17 protein-coding genes and 1 pseudogene are annotated in these 17,820 nt (G+C 64.9%); 5 read left to right on the top strand and 13 right to left on the bottom strand.

The annotated features are described in order from the left end of the window. Positions 1 to 80: 80 nt before the first annotated feature. Both E2I15_RS21690 and E2I15_RS21685 read right to left on the bottom strand, forming a co-directional pair. Positions 81 to 1,427 carry an ABC transporter substrate-binding protein gene (locus tag E2I15_RS21690; RefSeq protein WP_137479050.1) on the bottom strand — a complete coding sequence of 449 codons (1,347 nt, stop codon included), beginning with the start codon at positions 1,425 to 1,427 and terminating at the stop codon, positions 81 to 83. 143 nt (positions 1,428 to 1,570) lie between these two features. Beyond that, positions 1,571 to 2,614, bottom strand: coding sequence for a C-terminal binding protein (locus E2I15_RS21685; protein WP_137479051.1), 1,044 nt, complete (start codon positions 2,612 to 2,614; stop codon positions 1,571 to 1,573). 283 nt (positions 2,615 to 2,897) lie between these two features. On the opposite strand from E2I15_RS21685, the gene E2I15_RS21680 reads away from it, so the two are divergent. After that, entirely contained in the window at positions 2,898 to 4,583 is a 1,686-nt protein-coding gene (locus E2I15_RS21680) for a methyl-accepting chemotaxis protein (protein ID WP_137479052.1), read from the top strand. A gap of 82 nt (positions 4,584 to 4,665) precedes the next feature. Here the strand turns inward: E2I15_RS21680 and E2I15_RS21675 are convergent, their stop codons facing one another. Together E2I15_RS21675 and E2I15_RS21670 are read right to left on the bottom strand one after the other, a co-directional pair. Continuing rightward, positions 4,666 to 5,643 (bottom strand): Bug family tripartite tricarboxylate transporter substrate binding protein, encoded by a 978-nt coding sequence (locus tag E2I15_RS21675; RefSeq protein ID WP_137479053.1) that lies wholly within the window; start codon positions 5,641 to 5,643, stop codon positions 4,666 to 4,668. Positions 5,644 to 5,901: 258 nt separating this feature from the next. Next, positions 5,902 to 6,285 (bottom strand): nuclear transport factor 2 family protein, encoded by a 384-nt coding sequence (locus tag E2I15_RS21670; RefSeq protein ID WP_137479054.1) that lies wholly within the window; start codon positions 6,283 to 6,285, stop codon positions 5,902 to 5,904. A 135-nt stretch (positions 6,286 to 6,420) separates the two neighbouring features. Here E2I15_RS21670 and E2I15_RS21665 point away from each other — a divergent pair, with 135 nt between their 5' ends. Beyond that, the gene (locus tag E2I15_RS21665) at positions 6,421 to 7,377 is read left to right on the top strand and encodes a LysR family transcriptional regulator (RefSeq protein WP_137479055.1); all 957 of its coding nucleotides are present in this window, start codon (positions 6,421 to 6,423) and stop codon (positions 7,375 to 7,377) included. Between the two features lie 13 nt (positions 7,378 to 7,390). Here E2I15_RS21665 and E2I15_RS21660 read toward each other — a convergent pair whose 3' ends face one another. Further along, on the bottom strand, positions 7,391 to 8,275 hold the full coding sequence (locus E2I15_RS21660) for a DUF1254 domain-containing protein (RefSeq protein ID WP_137479056.1): 885 nt from the start codon (positions 8,273 to 8,275) through the stop codon (positions 7,391 to 7,393). A 315-nt stretch (positions 8,276 to 8,590) separates the two neighbouring features. On the opposite strand from E2I15_RS21660, the pseudogene E2I15_RS21655 reads away from it, so the two are divergent. Further along, a pseudogene (locus E2I15_RS21655) lies at positions 8,591 to 8,745 on the top strand (IS5/IS1182 family transposase); the annotation flags it as partial. A 93-nt stretch (positions 8,746 to 8,838) separates the two neighbouring features. Here E2I15_RS21655 and E2I15_RS21650 read toward each other — a convergent pair. After that, on the bottom strand, positions 8,839 to 9,792 hold the full coding sequence (locus E2I15_RS21650) for a DMT family transporter (RefSeq protein WP_137479057.1): 954 nt from the start codon (positions 9,790 to 9,792) through the stop codon (positions 8,839 to 8,841). A gap of 275 nt (positions 9,793 to 10,067) precedes the next feature. Beyond that, positions 10,068 to 10,913, bottom strand: coding sequence for a metal-dependent phosphohydrolase (locus E2I15_RS21645; protein WP_137479058.1), 846 nt, complete (start codon positions 10,911 to 10,913; stop codon positions 10,068 to 10,070). 115 nt (positions 10,914 to 11,028) lie between these two features. Between E2I15_RS21645 and E2I15_RS21640 the strand changes: the two genes are divergently transcribed. Further along, on the top strand, positions 11,029 to 11,430 hold the full coding sequence (locus E2I15_RS21640; RefSeq protein ID WP_137479059.1) for a DUF1330 domain-containing protein: 402 nt from the start codon (positions 11,029 to 11,031) through the stop codon (positions 11,428 to 11,430). 161 nt (positions 11,431 to 11,591) lie between these two features. On the opposite strand, the gene E2I15_RS21635 is transcribed toward E2I15_RS21640, so the two are convergent. Beyond that, on the bottom strand, positions 11,592 to 12,224 hold the full coding sequence (locus E2I15_RS21635) for a TetR/AcrR family transcriptional regulator (protein ID WP_137479060.1): 633 nt from the start codon (positions 12,222 to 12,224) through the stop codon (positions 11,592 to 11,594). A gap of 75 nt (positions 12,225 to 12,299) precedes the next feature. Between E2I15_RS21635 and E2I15_RS21630 the strand changes: the two genes are divergently transcribed. Further along, on the top strand, positions 12,300 to 12,704 hold the full coding sequence (locus tag E2I15_RS21630; RefSeq protein ID WP_170991526.1) for a hypothetical protein: 405 nt from the start codon (positions 12,300 to 12,302) through the stop codon (positions 12,702 to 12,704). A 61-nt stretch (positions 12,705 to 12,765) separates the two neighbouring features. Here the strand turns inward: E2I15_RS21630 and E2I15_RS21625 are convergent, their stop codons facing one another. From E2I15_RS21625 to E2I15_RS21605, 5 genes are all read right to left on the bottom strand, one after another. After that, complete coding sequence (locus E2I15_RS21625) at positions 12,766 to 13,920, bottom strand: alpha-hydroxy acid oxidase (protein WP_137479092.1); 1,155 nt, start codon at positions 13,918 to 13,920, stop codon at positions 12,766 to 12,768. 203 nt (positions 13,921 to 14,123) lie between these two features. Further along, positions 14,124 to 14,933, bottom strand: coding sequence for an MlaD family protein (locus tag E2I15_RS21620; RefSeq protein ID WP_137479062.1), 810 nt, complete (start codon positions 14,931 to 14,933; stop codon positions 14,124 to 14,126). 149 nt (positions 14,934 to 15,082) lie between these two features. Further along, positions 15,083 to 16,012 (bottom strand): DMT family transporter, encoded by a 930-nt coding sequence (locus E2I15_RS21615; protein ID WP_137479063.1) that lies wholly within the window; start codon positions 16,010 to 16,012, stop codon positions 15,083 to 15,085. A 218-nt stretch (positions 16,013 to 16,230) separates the two neighbouring features. Further along, complete coding sequence (locus E2I15_RS21610; RefSeq protein WP_016842684.1) at positions 16,231 to 16,617, bottom strand: hypothetical protein; 387 nt, start codon at positions 16,615 to 16,617, stop codon at positions 16,231 to 16,233. Between the two features lie 412 nt (positions 16,618 to 17,029). Then, positions 17,030 to 17,803, bottom strand: coding sequence for a helix-turn-helix transcriptional regulator (locus tag E2I15_RS21605; protein WP_016842683.1), 774 nt, complete (start codon positions 17,801 to 17,803; stop codon positions 17,030 to 17,032). Between the last annotated feature and the right edge of the window lie 17 nt (positions 17,804 to 17,820).

Here is a 17,820-nt window from a genome sequence, read left to right as displayed (position 1 = left end):
TTAGCACCAGACCCGGAATCTCGAGATTCCGGGTTCGATGCTACGCATCGCCCCGGAATGACAGCGGCTTGAGGTCGATCTTACCGGCCTTGCCGCCGGAAGTACCGCTTGGCGCGCTGTTCCGCTTCGGCGGCTGCGGCTTCGGGCGTTGCGGCGTCGGTCGCGACCGAGGCGCACATCTGCACCAGCACATAGTCGGCGTTGACGGCACCGGTCGCGGTCGAGATCGGCCCCTTGTAGCCGTTGTAGTACGGGCTCCGCATCGTGTCCTTGAAGATCGCGACCTTGGGGTCGCTCGACCACACTGCGGCGGCGGCATAGGCCGCCAGCGGCTGCGACCAGTAGCCGGAGTTGGCGTTGAGCCACGGCTCGTACTGTTCGTGCTCGAGCATGAACTGCAGGAACGCCTTCGCCGCGTTGGGATACTTGCTGTGCTTGAACACCATCGCGTTCAAGGTCAGGCCGGACATCGGAGAGGTCGGGGCCAGCCCCTTGATCAGGAACTGATGCGCGGTGTCGTCGGCGATCGCCTTGGTCGCGGGATCGTTCTTCAGCGAGAAATACAGCGAGACGCCGTTTGCGGTCAGGCCGATCTCCTGCGACGAGTAGGCGCGGTTGTTGGAAACGTCGTTCCAGGACGGGGTGCCGGCGATGAAGGTCGGATAGAGCTCCTTCAGATATTTCAGCGCCGCGATCGTCTCCTTGCTGTTGATGATGATGTTGCCTTCCTCATCGAGCAGCGCGGCGTTGTGCGACCACAACAGCCAGTTGGCGAAGCCGTTGCCGTCACCGACCGCGTTGCCGAGTGCGAAGCCCGCGGGCTTGCCGGCCGCCTTCAGCTTCTTGCAGAGTTCGAGGAAGCCGGCGTGGTCCTCCGGCACCTTGTCGAAGCCGGCGGCGTTGACCAGCGACTTGCGGTAGACCAGCGGGCCGCCCGAGGCGCCGAACGGCAGGCCGACCCAGCTCTTCGACTTCGAGCGCATGCCGTACCGGCGCGCCAGCGTGAGCCATCCGCCATAGCGCTTGTCGAGATAGTCGGCAACATCGGTCAGCTCGATCAGCTTGTCGATATAGATGTGCGGCGCGTCGCCGAAGCCGATGATGATGTCGGGGCCGGCGCCGGAGTTCGAGGTCACGGCAGTCTGCTGGTTGATGTCCTCCCAGCCGACGAAGTCGACCTTGATGTCGACACCGGTCTTGTCGGTGAATTTCTTGGCGTTGGCGCGGAACACGTCCTCGTCGGCCTGGACGAAGCGCACCGGCCGCAGCATGCGCAAGGTGGCGTCCTTTTCGATCGGCAGCGACGGCGCCGCCACGTCGGCAGCCTTCACCTTCGAGGCCTCCTGCGCCGAGGCGCCGGTGACCGCCAGCGCCGCCGTGGAAACCCCCAGCGCCAGCGCGTCGCGACGCGTGATCTCGTACTTCATGTCGTTCGCACTCCCGTTCTTATTGTTTCGTTGTTGTCTTTCCTTACCGGCGTTTGGCCGCCGGTGAAGGTGTCTTAGTCTCGGCGCCAGCCGCGCAAAGGGCCCGCAAGAGACGGGCCCCGCACGAAAAGCGCGTTCCCGCCCTAGCTGTTCGGACCGCGATCCATGCTGACGGGCTGCCAGCGGCGCAACGCGGTGTTTTGCAGCACCGACGGGTTGACGCAGCTTACCGGCCACATGCCTTGCAGCACTAGTGACAATTCGTAGCCCACCCGGCGCTTGCGCGCCTCGTCAAAACGTGCCGACGCCGAGGCGACATGGGCGGTCAAGGTAACATTGTCCATCCCGAGCATCGGATTGTTGTGCGACGGGGGCTCCTTTTCCAGCACGTCGAGCGCGGCGTGGGCGATCCAGCCCTCCTGCAGCGCCTTGATCAGCGATTCCTCGTCGACCGTGGCGCCGCGGCCGGTGTTGATGAAGATCGCCGACTTTTTCATCTGGCGAAAATGCTTCTCGGTCAGCATGTGGTGCACTTCGGGCCGCGCCGGGGCGTGCATCGAGACGAAATCCGACTGCGACAGCACCTCCGACAGCGTCGAGGGGATCACGCCGTGGTCGTACATCAGGGTTTCCTGGATGAAGGGATCGTAGGCCACCATCCTGAGGCCGAACGGCGCGGCGCGCTTGGCCACCGCGCGGGCGACCCGGCCGAACGAGATGAAGCCGAGCGTCTGGCCCATCAGCCGCGGAATCTTCAAAAGCGCCGGACGGCCCTCGGCCCAGCGGCCGGTGCGCACCATCTTGTCCTGCTCGATCAGGCGGCGGAAGCCGGTGAGCAGCAGCATCATGGCGTGGTCGGCGACCTCCTCGATGAAGGTGTCGGGGATGTTGGTGACGGGGATGCCGCGGGCGGTCGCGGCCTTGACGTCGACCGAGTCGACGCCGACGCTGCCGAGCGTGATCACCTTGCAGTTCTCGAGCGTGTCGATGACCGCCTTGGTGATCGGCATGCCCTTGGCGTAGATCGCGTCCGCGGTGCGTGCCGCCGCGATGAATTCGGCCTCATTGGCCGGTGCCTCGACGATCTCGGCGCCGATCGGATCGAGCGCCTCGCGCTCATAATCGTAGCCGCCGCCGGCGACCGTGAAGCTCGCGCCCTTCGGCGTGACCACCCTGAATTTCGACATTGTCTGCTCCCGATGTGAGTCTGCTGTTCTTGCTTCTTGCTGGTTTGCTTCTTGATCTTGCTGCTTGGTCTTCTTGCTTCTTGGGGCGCGGCTTGCATCACCGCCCTCCCATGCTTGTACGCGAGCCGCGCTGTTGTCTCCACAATTGCCGGTTGGTCCGCGGCCTGATTCTCCGGGCTTCTACGGGGAACCCCCGTAACCATCAGGTAAAGGGTCTCACATTACGGTGAGCCGAATCAATCCGCCAATCGCGTCGCGTTCCCCGCCTCTTCTGGAGATCCCCGTGAAGCTGTCAAATTTGAAGATCACCCCCAAGCTCGGCATTCTGGTGGGGGTGACCCTCCTTGGCCTGTGTACGGCCGGCATCCTCGCCGGTCACTTGATGCAGCGAGAGATGCTGAATGCGCGCATCGACCAGGCCAAGGCCATCGTCGAGATGGCGAAGAACATGGCGGCGGGCCTGAAGAAGGATGTCGATGCCGGCAAGCTGACCAGGGAAGCGGCACTGGCCGAGTTCGGCAAGCGTGCCAACACCCTGACCTACGACAACGGCGCCGGCTATCTGTTCGGCACCGACTACAGCGGCATCACGGTGCTGGCGCCCGATCCGAAGCAGGTCGGAACCAATCGCATGGACGTCGTGACCAATGGTCGCAAGCTCTCGCAGGAACTGATGGACGGCGTGAAGGCCAAGGGCGAGATCCTGCTGTTCTACGATTATGTGAAGCCCGGCCAGGAGACGCCGATCCGCAAGCTCGGCTACGCCGTCGCGGTGCCCGGCTTCGACATTTATCTCGGCACCGGCGCCTATCTCGACGATATCGATGCCAAGATGCGGCCGATTGCCTGGCTGCTCGGCCTCGCGATCCTCGGCATCGGCATCGTTTCCGGTTCGGTCGCCTGGCTGATCGGCCGCAGCATCTCCCGTCCGCTCAACCTGCTCGGCGCCCGCATGCGCGACATCGCCGACGGCAAGCTCGACGGTGACATCCCCGGCGTCGGCCGCGGTGACGAGGTCGGCGCGATGGCGGCCACGGTTCAGGTCTTCAAGGACAACGCGGTTCGCATCCGCGGCCTGGAACAGGCCGAGGCCGAGACCAAAGCGCGTGCGGAGGCCGAGCGCCGTGGTGCGATGGAGAATATCGCCAACGATTTCGAGCGGAGCGTGAACGGCATCGTCCGCACGGTGGCCTCCGCTGCCGCCGGCATGCAGACCACGGCGCAGTCGATGACCGCGACCGCAAGCGATGCCAGCGCGCGGGCCGCGACCGTCGGCGCTGCGTCCGACAGCGCCTCCAACAATGTCGGCACCGTCGCCGCGGCCGCCGAGGAGCTCTCCAGCTCGGTTGCGGAGATCTCCCGCCAGGTGGCGCGCTCCAGCGAGGTCGCGAGCCAGGCGGTGGCCGATGCCGAGCGTACCAACGCGACCGTGCAGGCGCTCTCCACCGGCGCCGAGAAGATCGGCGAGGTGGTCAAGCTGATCCACTCGATCGCGGCCCAAACCAACCTGCTCGCGCTCAATGCCACCATCGAGGCGGCGCGCGCCGGGGAATCCGGCCGCGGTTTCGCGGTGGTCGCCTCCGAAGTGAAGGCGCTGGCCAACCAGACCGCGAAGGCGACCGAGGAGATCTCGGCGCAGGTCGCCGCGATGCAGGCTTCCACCGGTGAGGCCGTGACCTCGATCGGCGGCATCACCGCGACCATCGCGCAGATGAGCGAGATCACCGCCTCGATCTCCACCGCGATCGACCAGCAGGGCGATGCGACGCGCGAGATCGCGCGCAACATCCAGCAGGTCGCGGCCGGCTCGAGCGAGATTTCCGCCCATATCGGCGGCGTCACGTCAGCGGCCGCCGCCACCGGCACCGCGGCCGGCGACGTGCTGTCGAATGCCCGCGAGCTCGACACGCAATCGGGCATGCTGCGCAATGCGGTCGACGAGTTCCTGCACAAGGTGCGCGCGGCGTAAGGCCGACGCGATCAATCGACATCAACGTGATGCCCGGGCTTGTCCCGGGCATTCGCGTTCTGGGACGTGCGGAAGAGGACGCCTACTGCTTCTCGATCCCGGCGTCGGTGATCAGCTTCTCCCACAGCACGAGCTGCTCCTTGAGAAATGCCTCGAACTCCTCGGGCGTGCCGGAGAATGCCTCCATGCCACGCTCGGCGAGCTGGCTTTTGATGTCCGGCCGTTCGATGATCTTGCGGATCTCCGCATTCAGCCTGACCACGACGTCCTTCGGCATGTTGGCGGGGCCGAGATAGCCTTGCCAGGAGGTGATATCGAAGCCCTTCACGGTGTCGTCCATCGTGGGCAGGTCCGGCAGCAGCGCCGACTTGCGCTTGGTGGTGACGGCGAGCGGCTTCAGCACCTTGGCGTTGACGTGCGGCAGCCCGGTCGGCACGTCGATGAACATCATCGAGATGCGGCCGGCGATGACGTCGGTCAGTGCCGGCGGTGAGCTCTTGTAGGGCACATGCAGAAGGTCGATGCCGGCGAGGCGCGCGAAGGTCGCGCCGGAGACGCTCGCCGACGACGAGCCGCTGGCGTAGCTGTACTTGCCCGGCTCCTTCTTGGCGAGCGCGATCAGCTCGGCGACCGAGTTCGCCGGGATGTCCGGATGGATCACCAGCATGAAGGGCAGGTCGCCGGTGCGCGCGATCGGCGTGAAATCCTTGATCGGATCGTAGGTCATGGTCTTGAGCAGATACGGATTGGCCGAGTGCGTCGTGTTCGTGGTGACGAACAGTGTGTAGCCGTCGGGGGCGGAGCGGGCGACATAGTTCGCCGCGATTGACCCGTTGGCGCCGGCCCGGTTGTCGATCACCATGCCGACGCCGAGCGCAACTCCGAGCTCCTTGGAGATCAGCCGCGTCGTGGTGTCGGTGCCGCTGCCGGCGGCGAACGGCAGCACCAGCGTAATGTTGCGGGTGGGATAGGTCTGGGCAAGTGCCGCATCGGATATCGCCGCAAGCGCGGCGGCGGCCGCAGCGGCCAGGCGGCAGTATCGTCTCAATCCCATGATCATGTCGTCGTCCCCCCGCGCAGGCCCTGAACAGGCCCATTGCGGCCGAAGCTAGCCCGGCCGCCATGGCTGCGGAAGCCGTGCCGGGAGCAGCCTTTCGCCGCATGGCCACTCCCGGGCCGTCGCAGGGGCGCGCTGCCGAAAATATCAAAAACAACCCCATGCAAAGGAGCCGGTGGCGGCCGGCGCCCGACCAGGCAACTTGACACGTCGGGCAAATCAGCGTCATATTCCGATATTCAGAAAATCAGTCGTGGGGCGCTACGATCCCGCCGGGAAGACCTGCGCGACGTGAAACGCCTTGGTGGTGATGAGCCACCGGCCGTCGATCCGATGAAACACCAGATGGTCGATGAAGCCGGTTTGGCCGGCCCTGACGCGCACCTTGGCGATGGCCAGATCGGACGCGGTCTGGTCGATGCTGATGATGGCTTCCTCGCGCGGCGATTTCATCGACGCCGGCGAGGGACGGCTGCGGATGAAGTCGCGGAATTCCGCGGCCGACCGCACCGTGTGCTTGCCGTCCCGGATGCCGTGCACGATGCAGGCATCGGCGAAGACGTCGCGGAACCGGCTATCGTCGACGTCGTACATCAGGTTGAAATATCCATCGATCGCGGATGCGATGGCCTCGATGTCGCTCATTGCAAAATCTCCCTGGCGGATGATGTGGCGGTGGCCTCACCGGATCGAACCGGTGATCTGCGCCGACAGTGGCCGATATGGTGGCGGAGTGCTACGACTGGGCGGTCATCTCTTGGATGACTGAAAGGCATCGGCATGGACGAAGTTGACGGTCGGCTGGTTGGCGGCCTGGTGGTCCTCGCGGCGCTGGCGGATGCGCGCAGTTTTGGCCGGGCCGCCGAACGGCTCGGCATGACGCAATCCGGGGTCAGCAAGGCGATCGCGAAGCTCGAGGCGCGCCTCGACGCCAGGCTGGTTCACCGCACGAGCCGCGCCGTCGAGCTCACCGAGGAAGGACGCGCGCTGGTCGAGCGGGTTGCCGCGCATCTGGCGGGGATCGGCGAGGCGGCGGCGGAGACCTCGAAATCGCGCGATGCGGTTCGCGGCAGGCTGCGGGTCAATGTCGACCCGCTGTTCTCCCGCATGGTGCTGTCGCCGAAGCTGAGCGAGTTCCTGCTGCAGAATCCGGGCATGGAACTGCGTATCGAAACCCGCGACCGGATCGCGGATCTGGTCAGCGACGGTTTTGATCTGGCGGTGCGTTTCGGCGAGCCGACGCCGTCGGCGCTGATTGCGCGCCGCGTCCTCGATACCCGTGTGCTCACCGTGGCCTCGCCGATCTATCTCGAACGACACGGCCGGCCGCTTGACCCGCGGGAGCTGGCAAGCCGCGACCATCAGTGCATCCAGGCAATCGACGCGGCGACCGGGCGTCCGTTCGATTGGGAATTTCGGCGCGGCAACGAGGTCGTGCCGGTCGCGGTCAACGGGCGGCTGACCGTGACCGATTCGGGAACCAAGCTCGGCGCTTGCCTGGCCGGCTTCGGCATCGCGCAGGTGATCGATCTCGGCCTCGACGATCACCTGAGGAGCGGCGCGCTGATCGAACTGTTCCCGGACTGGCCCGACGAGCGTTTTCCGCTCTACGTCTATTACGCCTCGCGTAATCACGTGCCGGCCAAGGTGAGGCGATTCATCGACTTCATCACGCAAACGCTGGCGGCAAAGTCACATTCGCCGCGCAAGCCCGCCGGCTTGCGCAAGGTAGGCTAGCGGTATCCTCTAGTCAGTTCGTTGGTCGAGCCTCGGGAAATTTCCAGGTGCCACTCAAAATCTCGGTCCGCGGACGATAGAGACGCACCATGTAGTTCCAGTCCTTCATGACCGGCAGGCAGTTCGGCGTCTTTCCATCACAGCCTCCGAACTGAACACTGATCGTACCGTCCGGATTCTTCTTCGCCGTCAAGCTGTTGAGCGAGTATGAATTCAGGGCGTTCGGTTCGAAGTAGCCCTGGGCATTGTAAATGCTGACCGACCAAAAGCCGTCGACGGGAACGTCGGCCACCTCGAGCTTGTAGACGGTGTTGCCGTCGTTCTTGGCCGGTACGATGTTGAGATACAGCGCCTCGCTGGGAGGATTAGCACCCCACCCCTGTGCCGCACCAATGACGAAGCGGACAGGGTCGACGTCCTCCTTCCGCCCGTACATCCGTTTGGTGTCCGGAAGTGTTGAGGCGAGCACAAGCAGTGCGTCCCGAACCTTTTTCTGGCTCGCCTGATCCCACTTCGGAATCTCGAAGCGTCCCGTCCCGCTCCGGGACGAGCGAACGGCATCTTGAAGCTCGTGAACGGTCGAAACGTCCTTTGGGTCGCTGGGGTCGACAAGTGTTCGGACCGCAGTCACAACATAGCGTGTGCCAATGTCCTGCCGCGTAAGCGTGTAAGCACCTGGCTTGTAGAACACACCATCGGTGTACTGATCCTCGTTTATGACCTGTAACGACATGAACCGCTGCCCCGCATCCGGGAGGGTGATGGTCACCGGTCCTGCATCCAGGTCGAATACAGCCGCGGAATAGAGCGTGTCCCGATTGAGCCGGATGACAGTTTGCTTGTCGAGCGGAGCGGGATCGCGCGTATGGTCGAACTTGCCAAAGGCGCCGTCAGTCATACGTATCGTTCAATTACGATCCGCGACGTGAATGCCCTCCGCGGCTTTGCAGAGGCTGATGGGGAAGACTGAGTGCTCAACCTCACTTGCTGCTTGATGCGAACGACCGCCAATCGGTCATTCGCGACCGAGTCGAGATGACAGCAAGTCTGACCATATCAGTTATGCCGCCGAAAGCCGAAGTAAATTCGGGGCATTGGCGACGCAGTAACCCATTGCGGGTTGATCGCGCCGCCGTGGACCTAATTCAGGCTGCGAAACGGGAGCCTCTCATGCTCTACGAACTCAGCGCCGATCTGCTCCAGCCCGTATCTGTATCGTGCGCGCAATTTGATCGAACGGTTCTTCAACAAGATCAAGCAACATCCCGTGTCGCGACCCGATACGACAAACTCGCGGCCAACTATCTGACGTTCATCAGGATCGCACCAATCCGCATTTGGCTAGGCGCTAGTGAGTCCACGCCCTAGCTTGAATCGGTTTGCGCTCGGATTGGGCTCACCCCTCCCAAGGGAGAGGTGAATCTCCGACGTCGTTCCAATTCAACCTGATCTCATCACGCTTTAGCGTTTCGCCGAACCTTTGGCGGATGCTTGCCGCGAGGCGGTGATGACGCCGGCGAGCACCAGCGCGTAGCCGATCAGATGGAACGGCGCGAGCGTCTCGCCGAGCAGCAGGATCGCCATCGCCGAGCCGAACACCGGCACCAGATGGAAGAACGGCGCGGCGCGGTTCGGGCCGATCAGCGCGACGCCGCGGTTGAAGAACAGATAGGCGAGCGTGGACGGGAAGATCAGCGTGTAGCCCAGCGTGGCAAAGGTCAGGACGTCGGGCTTCAGCGTCACGCCGTTTAAGAATTCCCAGATAGCCACCGGCAGCAGCATCAGCGCACCGCAGCAGGTGGTGAACGAGATCAGCGAGAGCTGATGGATCTTCGGCCGCCGCGGGATGAGCGCCGAATAGAGCCCGAACGACACCAGCGAGGCGCCGAACATGATGTCGCCGCGGTTGAAGCTGATGCCGGCGAGCGCGGAGAAGTCGCCGCGCAGGATGATGGTCAGCACACCGGCCAGCGAGATCGCGATGCCGGCCAGCTGTGCCGGCGTCAGCCGCACGCCGAACAGGATCAGCGACCACAGCGCCACGAACAGCGGCCCCGCCGACTGGATCAGCAGCGCATTCAGCGCCTCGGTATACTGCATCGCCCAGTAGGAGATCGCATTGTTGAAGGCGAAGCCGACCGCGGACAACAGCAGCATCAGCGGCAGGGCGCTGCGCAGCTTCGGCCAGTCCTGTTTCAGGTGCGGCCAGGCGAACGGCAACAGGATCAGGAAGACGCCGAACCAGCGGATCGTGGTCAGCGTGACCGGCGGCACATGGCTGCCGACATGCCGCGCCAGCACGATGTTGGCGGCCCAGAACAGCGACGTCAGGCTGAGCAGCAGATAGGGCTGATTATTGAGCCAGCTGAGCGGCGAGCGGCGCGGCGTCGTGGCAGGTGCGGGCAAAGCGGTCATTATCGGACGGATGTTGTGCCCGAATCCGTCGCCGCGACAAGACGAAAGAGCGGATTGGAGCCATGCATGCGGTGGCGCAATCTGTCGCGGAAGTCACAGCGCCGGAGATGTCTCCTGGACCGCGTGCCGGAACTATCCCCGTCACCCTGAGGAGCGCGGCACGCGCGTCTCGAAGGGTCGACGGCCACCAGCGGGGCCGTGCATCCGTCGAGGCTCGCTGCGCTCGCGCCTCAGGATGACGGGACTAGCTCTTGCGCCTGTCTCGAATGACCCGCCTATTTCTGCGGCCCCGACAGCGAGATGTCGCGCTCGGCGCGGAACACGTTGCTGTAGAGATTGGCGATCCATTGCCGTCCGCTCGAGGTGATGTTGAGGTGGCGGATCGCCTTCTGCACGTGCGGCGCGACGCTGTCCCAGTAGAACCGCGGATAGCGGTCGACGAGGTCGGCCGGCGAATCGTAGCCGAGCTGTTGATTCAGGCCGGCCTCCTCGAATTCGATGTACAGCGCGTTGGCCTTGCGGATGTAGTGGGGATCGCCGAGCTGGCCGATCAGGTCGGCGGCCCGCAGCAGGGTGGCCTCCTCGCCGAAATCCTCATCGTCCTCAGGGGCGCTCAGCGGAAACCGCGTCCCCTCGATCGCACGCACGATGCGCTCCCTGTCGAGCAGCGTGACGCCCTTGAGCCGCTCCATCACGAAGATCTTGGAGCGGTCGACGTGGTAGGACATCAGCGCGGCATCCGACGAGCCGCGCGGCAGGATGATCTTGCGGCCGTCGGCATCGACCAGATAGCCGTTCTGGTCGTCGGCATCGAACAGCCCGCGCACATAGCCGATGTCATGGGTGAGGCAGGCGATGATGACATGGGCATAATCCTCGGCGCTCATGTGCGAGTGCAGCGCGCGGCCGCGCAGGATGTCGTGGCCGGCGAGCGTCACCAGCATGGTGTGCTCGACATTGTGATAGAGCGCGTCGCTGTTGCCGATGCATTCGAGCGCGATCCGCGCGATCGAGGGCACCATCTCCACCAGCTGGGTCTGCGAAGAGCCGAACCGGCGCTGCATATACTCGCCGAGGAATTTGCCGAGCGCGTCGGCCGCTAGTTCTGGAAGGGTCATCACGGCCTTGACCTCCGAGAGCTGGCACGAGCTTACGGCCCCGCGGTATTTCAGGCTAGTCCCGCGATGTGACATAATCGTTGCGGCCGCACCGATGCGGCCTTTGCTGGAGCTGGTGATGGGTGTCGATCTCCTGAACGTCAAAGGCCTGAGCGAGCTGGACCGCGAGGCGCCGGTCGTGATGGTCAATCTGATGCGGTTTCGCGCGCGGTCGCTCGACGGCGACGGCTCGGGCTGGGATGCCTATTTGCGCTACAGCGCGCTCACGGTCCCGATGATCAAGGCACGCGGCGGCACGCTGCTGTGGACCGGCAGCGCCGAGACTGTCGCGCTGGGCGAGCCGGCCGGCCAGCGCTGGGATTACCTCGCGCTGGTCTACTACCCGAGCGTCGCCGCCTTCATCGACATGATGACCTCGGCCGACTACGAGGACCGCTGCGACCCGCATCGCCGCAACGGCTGCGAGGAGCACGTCATCATCGCGACGCGCGAGGCCTACAGCAAGTTCAAGGTGGGGTGAGGCGATTTGGAGCGAACTTTCGTGATGGAGGTCGCGCGCCCATATCTGTCCCCGTCAGCCTGAGGAGGCCGCAACGCGGCCGTCTCGAAGGGTCGACGGCCCGACTGGGGCCGATTCATCCTTCGAGGCGCGCAAGAGCGCGCACCTCCAGCGACAATGGCTTAGCCATTGCGCGGGGATGACGGGTTTGACAGCGCGAGCGGCTGCAGTGCCGCGTGGCAGGCTGCTTGCACCAGCCGGCAGACCTCATCCCCCGACCGCCCCGCGCTCAGCGAGGCGAAGGTCGGATAGCTCGTCAGCGCGAAGATCAGGTCGACGGCGTCCTTGCGGGCCTGCGGTGACGCGCTCTTGCCCGCGATCCGGTCGATCAATGCGGTGACGCCGCGGCGGCGGCGCTCGTTGCGCTCGCGCACGGCCTCGGCGAATTCGGGATCGGTCGCCATCGCGTCGTGCAGCCGGCCGACCGCGGAATCCCGGCTCCAGAATCCGCAGAAGATCTCGACCATCCGGTCGAGCGCGGCGCGCGGATCGGCCATCGTCATGGCGTCGGCGAGCTGCTGCAGCCCGCCATGGCGCGCGATCTCGTCGAATACCGCCTCGAGCAGCCCGCGCCGCGAGCCGAACTGGTTGTAGACGGTCAGCCGGGTCACGCCGGCCGCCTTGGCCACCGTATCCAGCGAGAAGCGCGCGACGCTCTCGTCGCGCAATGTGCGCGAGGCGGCCTCGATCACGCGCTCGCGGGTCCCGGCGGCGGCGGCGCTGCGCGCCGGGCTCACATAGCTGCGCGGCGGCATCGGTTTGCCTTGCTTTCGTCAGATTGACTATACATTATGTATATCTAATTTCCAATGCCCATCCGGAGCGACATCATGCAGACCGCCCTCATCATAGCGCTGTCCCTTCACGTCCTGTCATCGGTGTTTTGGGCCGGCTCGAGCTTCACCCTGGCGCGCACCGGCGGCCTCGGCGGCGAAAAGCTGCTGTTTCCGCAAATCGGCGCCGCGACGATCGCGATCGTGACCGGCGCCACGCTCTGGCGCCTGGTCCACGAAGGCTCGTTCGGGCCGTCGGAGCAGATTTTGGCCGGTGGCGCGATCGCAGCGCTGGCCGCGATTGCCGTGCAGGTCATCGTCGGCGGCGGCGCGGTCCGGCAGCTGCGCAATGATGCCGGCGATACGTCAGCCGCGCGCTCGCGTCTGGCGGTCGCGCAGCGCATCGCCGCCGGGCTGCTCGCGGTCACCGCGCTCTGCATGGGCGCGGCGCGCTACGCCTGATGGTTTCTTACCTCCCCCGCAAGCGGGAGAGGGACGTAGTTCCGTTGCGGATGCAATCGTCTCAGAACTTCCGCACCAGGTACGCCGTGATCTCCTTCAGGCTGCGGATGCCGAGCAGCGCGAGGTCGCGGTCGATCTCGGCATGCAGCAGCGAGATCGCGCGCGCCACGCCAGCCTCGCCCGCGACCACGGCGGCATAGAGGAACGGCCGGCCGATCCAGACGAAGTCCGCACCGAGCGCCAGCGCCTTGATCACGTCGGTGCCGCGGCGGATGCCGCCATCGACCATCACGGTCATGTTGCCCTTCTGCGCCGCGATCTCCGGCAGCGTGCGCAAGCCGGAGACGGTGTAGTCGAGCTGGCGGCCACCGTGGTTGGAGACCATGACGCCGTCGCAGCCATGCTCGCGCGCCAGCCGGGCGTCTTCCGGGGCGATTAGTCCCTTGACCACTAGCTTGCCGCGCCAGCGCTTGCGGATTAGTTCGACATGCTTCCAGGCCAGCTGGTCGCGGCTGCCGATGTTGCGCATCAGGTTCTTGGACAGCACCGGCGGGCCCTGCTTGGCGTCCATGTTCTCGAAATGCGGCATGCCGTGATTGAACACGGTGCGCGCCCAGGTGTTGAGCAGCCAGTCGGGATGGGTGATGGTGTCCCAGAACACCCGCGGCGTGATCTCAAGCGGCACCTGGAAGCCGTTGCGGATGTTGTTCTCGCGGTTGGGCGGCACCGGCACGTCGGCGGTGACGACGAAGGTGTCGTAGCCGGCGGCCGCGACGCGATCGACCAGCGGCTCGATCCGCTCGGGAAGGCCGGCGAGATAGGCCTGGTACCAGGCCGAAGGATTGGCGGCGCGAACGTCCTCCAGCGTGATCAGCGAGGAGGCCGACAGGATCATCGGGATGTTGGCGGCGGAAGCGGCGCGCGTCAGCACGATATCGCCGCGATAGGCGCACAGGGCAGAGGAGCCCATCGGCGGAATGCCGAACGGCGAGGCGTAGCTCTTGCCGAACAGCGTCGTGGTCTGGTCGCGGCCGGAGACGTCCTGCAGCACGCGCGGCACGAAGCCGTATTCCTCGAATGCCCGGCGATTGTCGGTGCGGGCCATATCGGTCTCGGCGCCGCCGGAAATGTAGCCGTAGAGGAATTTCGGCAGCAGCCGCCGCGCCTGCGGCTCGAAATCGTCGAGCGTGAGATAGCGCCGCAGATGCCGCGGCACGGCGGGTGCTGCGCGGTTGACGGTTACGGGAGGCGGAGAGGGGGCTGCGGTCCGGTCGTGCACGTTGAGCGTTTCCGTTGTTCTTGGTTCTTGGTCGGAAGGCCAGACTAGAGCATGATCCGGAAAAGTGGATACCGGTTTTCCGAAAAGATCATGCTCAAACGATGAGATCATGATGCGATTCCATGAAAACGCATCATGATCTAGCGCCTGCCGGCGGGCCCGACAAATTTCTCGTTGAACTTGTTGACGGACTGGTTGACGTCGCTGAGCGTCTTGCGGGTCTCGGCGATCATGGCGCCGGATTTCTTGTCGAAGCTCTGGATCAGCTCGCGCAGCGAGATCACGGTCGGCAGCAGCTCGCCGCCATATTTGTCGCTGCCGAAGCTCTTCAGGAACTTGTCGGCCGCGGTCATCTTGGCGTCGACCGCGCTGATCCCGTCATCGGCGGCGTCGATGAAGCCGGCGATCAGCTCGCCATTGCCGGACAGCGAGTTGGTGAAGTTCTCGAGCCCGAGCAGCGAGTCCTTGATGTCGGCCTCGTTCTCGCTGATGACGCGGTCGACATTGCGCAGCGCGACGCGCAGCTTCTCCTGGATTCCCATCGTGCCTTCGGCGTCGGCCGTCAGCTCGGGAATGCCGTCGGCGCCGAGCGTCGGCGACGGAGCATCGTCGGTGCCGCCGGTGAAGGAGATCGAGGCGATCCCGGTGAGGCCCTGGAATTCGAGGCCGGCCTGGGTGTCCTTCTTGATCGGGGCATTGCCCTCGATCCGCGTCATCGCCACCACGCGGTGCCGGTCGAGCCTGATCGAGACCACCTCGCCGATCCGCACACCGGCGAAGTTGACGCTTGCGCCGCGGCGCAGGCCGGAGGCCGAGCCCTCGAAGATGACGCGGAACGGCACCATCCGCTTGATGCCGGCATAGCGCTGATAGCCCAGCCAGCCGCCGAGCGAGCCGGCGATCAGGGCCAGCGTCAGGGTGCCGATCAAGAGATTGCTGGCGCGCGCCATGCGTAAAACCCGTCTGCGAAGCGGACCTCAAGAGATAGCGGATTTGCCGCCGATAGTCACCGCACCTGACCCCTTACCTCGCCCCGCTTGCGAAGCGAGCCCCTCACCCCAACCCTCTCCCCATAAGAACGGGGAGAGGGAGAGGAGAATTACACGCTCTGCTTCCGCGACGCCGCGAAGACGCCGGCCAGCACCAGCGCGAAGCCGATGAAATGGAAAGCCTGCGGATGCTCGCCGATGAACACGATCGACATGATGGTGCCGAACACCGGAACCATGTGGAAGAACGGCGCGGCGCGGTTGGCGCCGATCAGCTGCACACCGCGGTTGAAGCACAGATAGGCCAGTGTCGAGGGGAACACCGCGACATAGAACAGTGACAGCAGATTGTTGATCGTGAGCTGCATCACCGGACGCGCGCCGAGTTCCCAGATGTAGAGCGGGATCAGGACCAGCGCGCCGCAGCCGAAGGTGAAGGCGGCGACCGACAGGCCGTGGATGTTGGGCCGCTTCAGGGTCAGCACCGAATACAGCGCGAAGATCACCAGTGCGACGATGAAGATCAGATCGCCCTTGTTGAATTCGATCTTCGACAGCGTCGTGAGATCGCCGTGCAGCAGGATCACCAGCACGCCGGCGAGCGACAGCAGCACGCCGAACAATTGCGCCAGCGTCAGCCGTGCGCCGAGCAGGATCAGCGACCACAGCGCGACCACCAGCGGTGCCGCGGATTGCAGCAGCAGCGTGTTGAGCGCCTGGGTGTGCTCAAGCGCCCAGTATTGCAGCGTGTTGAAGGCGCTGATGCCGGTGATCGACATCAGCACCATGATGCCGAGATTGTTGCGGATCACGGGCCAGTCGCGGACGAGGTGCTTCCAGGCAAACGGCAGGATGATCAGGAATGCCGCCGACCAGCGCAGGAACGACAGCGTCACCGGCGGAATGTGGCCGGCGGCGAGGCGGCCGACGATCGCATTGCCGGCCCAGCATGTCGCGGTGATGCAGAGCAACAGGTACGGCTGGTTGACGATCCAGGAGCCGGCCGCAGGCGTTGTTGTGGTGGAATCGGAGGCAGACATGAAAGGGCCCGGGGTTCGCGACGCCGCGGCCTGCCCGGCTGGCACCGCCGGGCCGGTATGGATCTCCCCGGCTCGGATCACAGACACGGATTCCGCCATTCCATCAATGGGGATAGACGCATCGCGACCATGCGCGAAGACCCCTTCACCGAGGCAACATGGCGGCGCTTGGCAGGGGCAGCCCCGCGCCGGTCGCGCAGGGAATCGAACGCCTGGTCCTAGCCGGTCTCCGGCGGCGTGGTCTGGCGCTTGACGATCTGCTCGGCGAGCTCGATCAGGATCCGCTTGGTGTCGGGGTCCTGCACGTCGCGAAACACCCGCAGCATGCGCAGTTCGAGCAGGGACTGCAGCGATTCCGCCGTCTGGCCGGCTTGTGTCGGCGCTGCCGTGGCCGGCCGGCGATTGAGGATGTCGGCGGCGATTCCGAGCATCTCGGCGACGGTCGCCAGGCGACCGGTATCGATTTTCACCGTGCCGTCGACGCCGTTCTTTTGCAGGGAGGCCCCGGCGCACAGGATCTCGGCGAGATCCGCCTGCGACAGCCCGATGGCGCGCCAGCGCGCCTGCACCAATTGGTCGATCTGGTCGTCCTGCGATGTGCTCATGGTGCGTTCAGACCATCTCCAGCTCGGTCCGTGGACAGCATTTCCGCTGCGAAGATTGGTAGCAAATGAACCAGCGGTTCGTCGCGATGGGACTTCTACGGATCATGCGGCTGGACAACGGGTCCTGCCGTACCGGGCAACGTGCGGGATGATCCGCGTCTCTACGCCAGCCGGGCAGTCGCGCCGGACGGGCACCGGAGTGCGCACCCTGGTCTGGGATGCGCACGTCAGCGTCATCCGGCCCTGGCCTTATTATCAAGACCGTGCGCGAATGCAATCAGGGGGCGATCGGGGAGATGAACCCAACCCGGATGTGTGACCGCGCCACAGATCGCGGTGTTTGGTCCTGGCGGGGCGATGCGGTCGGCATGGCGGCAGCCCCGCGAGCACCGCCATGGCTGCGCGGCGCCGCTTACAAATCGATGATCCCGAGCGCGATGCTCTTGGCCACCCCGTGGGTCTTGTTGGAAGCCTCGAGCTTGCGCAGCGCCTGCTTGATGAAGCCTTCCACCGTCTCCGGCGAAATGCCGAGGATCTGCGCGGTGTCGGCCACGGTCTTGCCGCGCGCCGCCCAGGCGATCACTTCCTTTTCCCGCCCGGTGAGCTTGATGGTCTCGGCGGCGTCCGCGGGTTTCAGGATGGTCGGCGCGTTGCGCTGGTCGCGGTTGACGATATCCATCGCCCGCTGCACCCAGTAAATCATCAACAGGTGCAGTTCATGGCGATGGCAGACGAACAGCTTGTCGAAGTCGCGCGGCTCGTCTTCCCAGAAGAACACCGTCGAGCTCGAATGCACGGCGCCGAGCCGGTCGCGATAGTGGAACGGCACGACGAAGCCGTCCTTGAATCCGAACTCCCGGGCGGCGTCCATCGTCTTGACCTCGGGCGGTCGCTTGCGTCCGCTTCGCTCCGGCAGCTTCAGGCTGCTCCAGCTGAACGGCGTGTTGGTGCGTCGTGACCGCGCCAGCGCCGGATCGGCATGAACGAACTCGTTCTGCACATACGCCCGCTTCCAGGCGTCGGGAAATGTGCCGATATGGTAGGGCAGATCAAGGTCGGGCCGGCCGGCATCGACAAAGGCAAAGCCCGAGAAGCCGTAATTCTGGACAACGCGATGCAATGACGAGCTGAGCTCGTCGATGGTATCCGACGCCTCGATGGTCGAAATCGCGTCTACCAGGCCCATTACTAAAACCCCCGGTT

Source organism: Bradyrhizobium sp. BR2003 (genome assembly GCF_009720285.1).
Lineage (GTDB): Bacteria > Pseudomonadota > Alphaproteobacteria > Rhizobiales > Xanthobacteraceae > Bradyrhizobium > Bradyrhizobium elkanii.
Note: the sequence above shows the minus strand (reverse complement) of the source record. Positions and strands in the feature narration are given on the sequence as shown.

Bases quoted from the DNA above. Each gene is read 5' to 3' on its own strand.
- E2I15_RS21665 (WP_137479055.1), top strand. From the start codon at position 6,421: ATGGACGAAGTTGACGGTCGGCTGGTTGGCGGCCTGGTGGTCCTCGCG.
- E2I15_RS21650 (WP_137479057.1), bottom strand. From the start codon at position 9,792: ATGACCGCTTTGCCCGCACCTGCCACGACGCCGCGCCGCTCGCCGCTC.
- E2I15_RS21690 (WP_137479050.1), bottom strand. From the start codon at position 1,427: ATGAAGTACGAGATCACGCGTCGCGACGCGCTGGCGCTGGGGGTTTCC.
- E2I15_RS21675 (WP_137479053.1), bottom strand. From the start codon at position 5,643: ATGATCATGGGATTGAGACGATACTGCCGCCTGGCCGCTGCGGCCGCC.
- E2I15_RS21635 (WP_137479060.1), bottom strand. From the start codon at position 12,224: ATGCCGCCGCGCAGCTATGTGAGCCCGGCGCGCAGCGCCGCCGCCGCC.
- E2I15_RS21685 (WP_137479051.1), bottom strand. From the start codon at position 2,614: ATGTCGAAATTCAGGGTGGTCACGCCGAAGGGCGCGAGCTTCACGGTC.
- E2I15_RS21620 (WP_137479062.1), bottom strand. From the start codon at position 14,933: ATGGCGCGCGCCAGCAATCTCTTGATCGGCACCCTGACGCTGGCCCTG.
- E2I15_RS21605 (WP_016842683.1), bottom strand. From the start codon at position 17,803: ATGGGCCTGGTAGACGCGATTTCGACCATCGAGGCGTCGGATACCATC.
- E2I15_RS21670 (WP_137479054.1), bottom strand. From the start codon at position 6,285: ATGAGCGACATCGAGGCCATCGCATCCGCGATCGATGGATATTTCAAC.
- E2I15_RS21640 (WP_137479059.1), top strand. From the start codon at position 11,029: ATGGGTGTCGATCTCCTGAACGTCAAAGGCCTGAGCGAGCTGGACCGC.
- E2I15_RS21630 (WP_170991526.1), top strand. From the start codon at position 12,300: ATGCAGACCGCCCTCATCATAGCGCTGTCCCTTCACGTCCTGTCATCG.
- E2I15_RS21660 (WP_137479056.1), bottom strand. From the start codon at position 8,275: ATGACTGACGGCGCCTTTGGCAAGTTCGACCATACGCGCGATCCCGCT.
- E2I15_RS21610 (WP_016842684.1), bottom strand. From the start codon at position 16,617: ATGAGCACATCGCAGGACGACCAGATCGACCAATTGGTGCAGGCGCGC.
- E2I15_RS21615 (WP_137479063.1), bottom strand. From the start codon at position 16,012: ATGTCTGCCTCCGATTCCACCACAACAACGCCTGCGGCCGGCTCCTGG.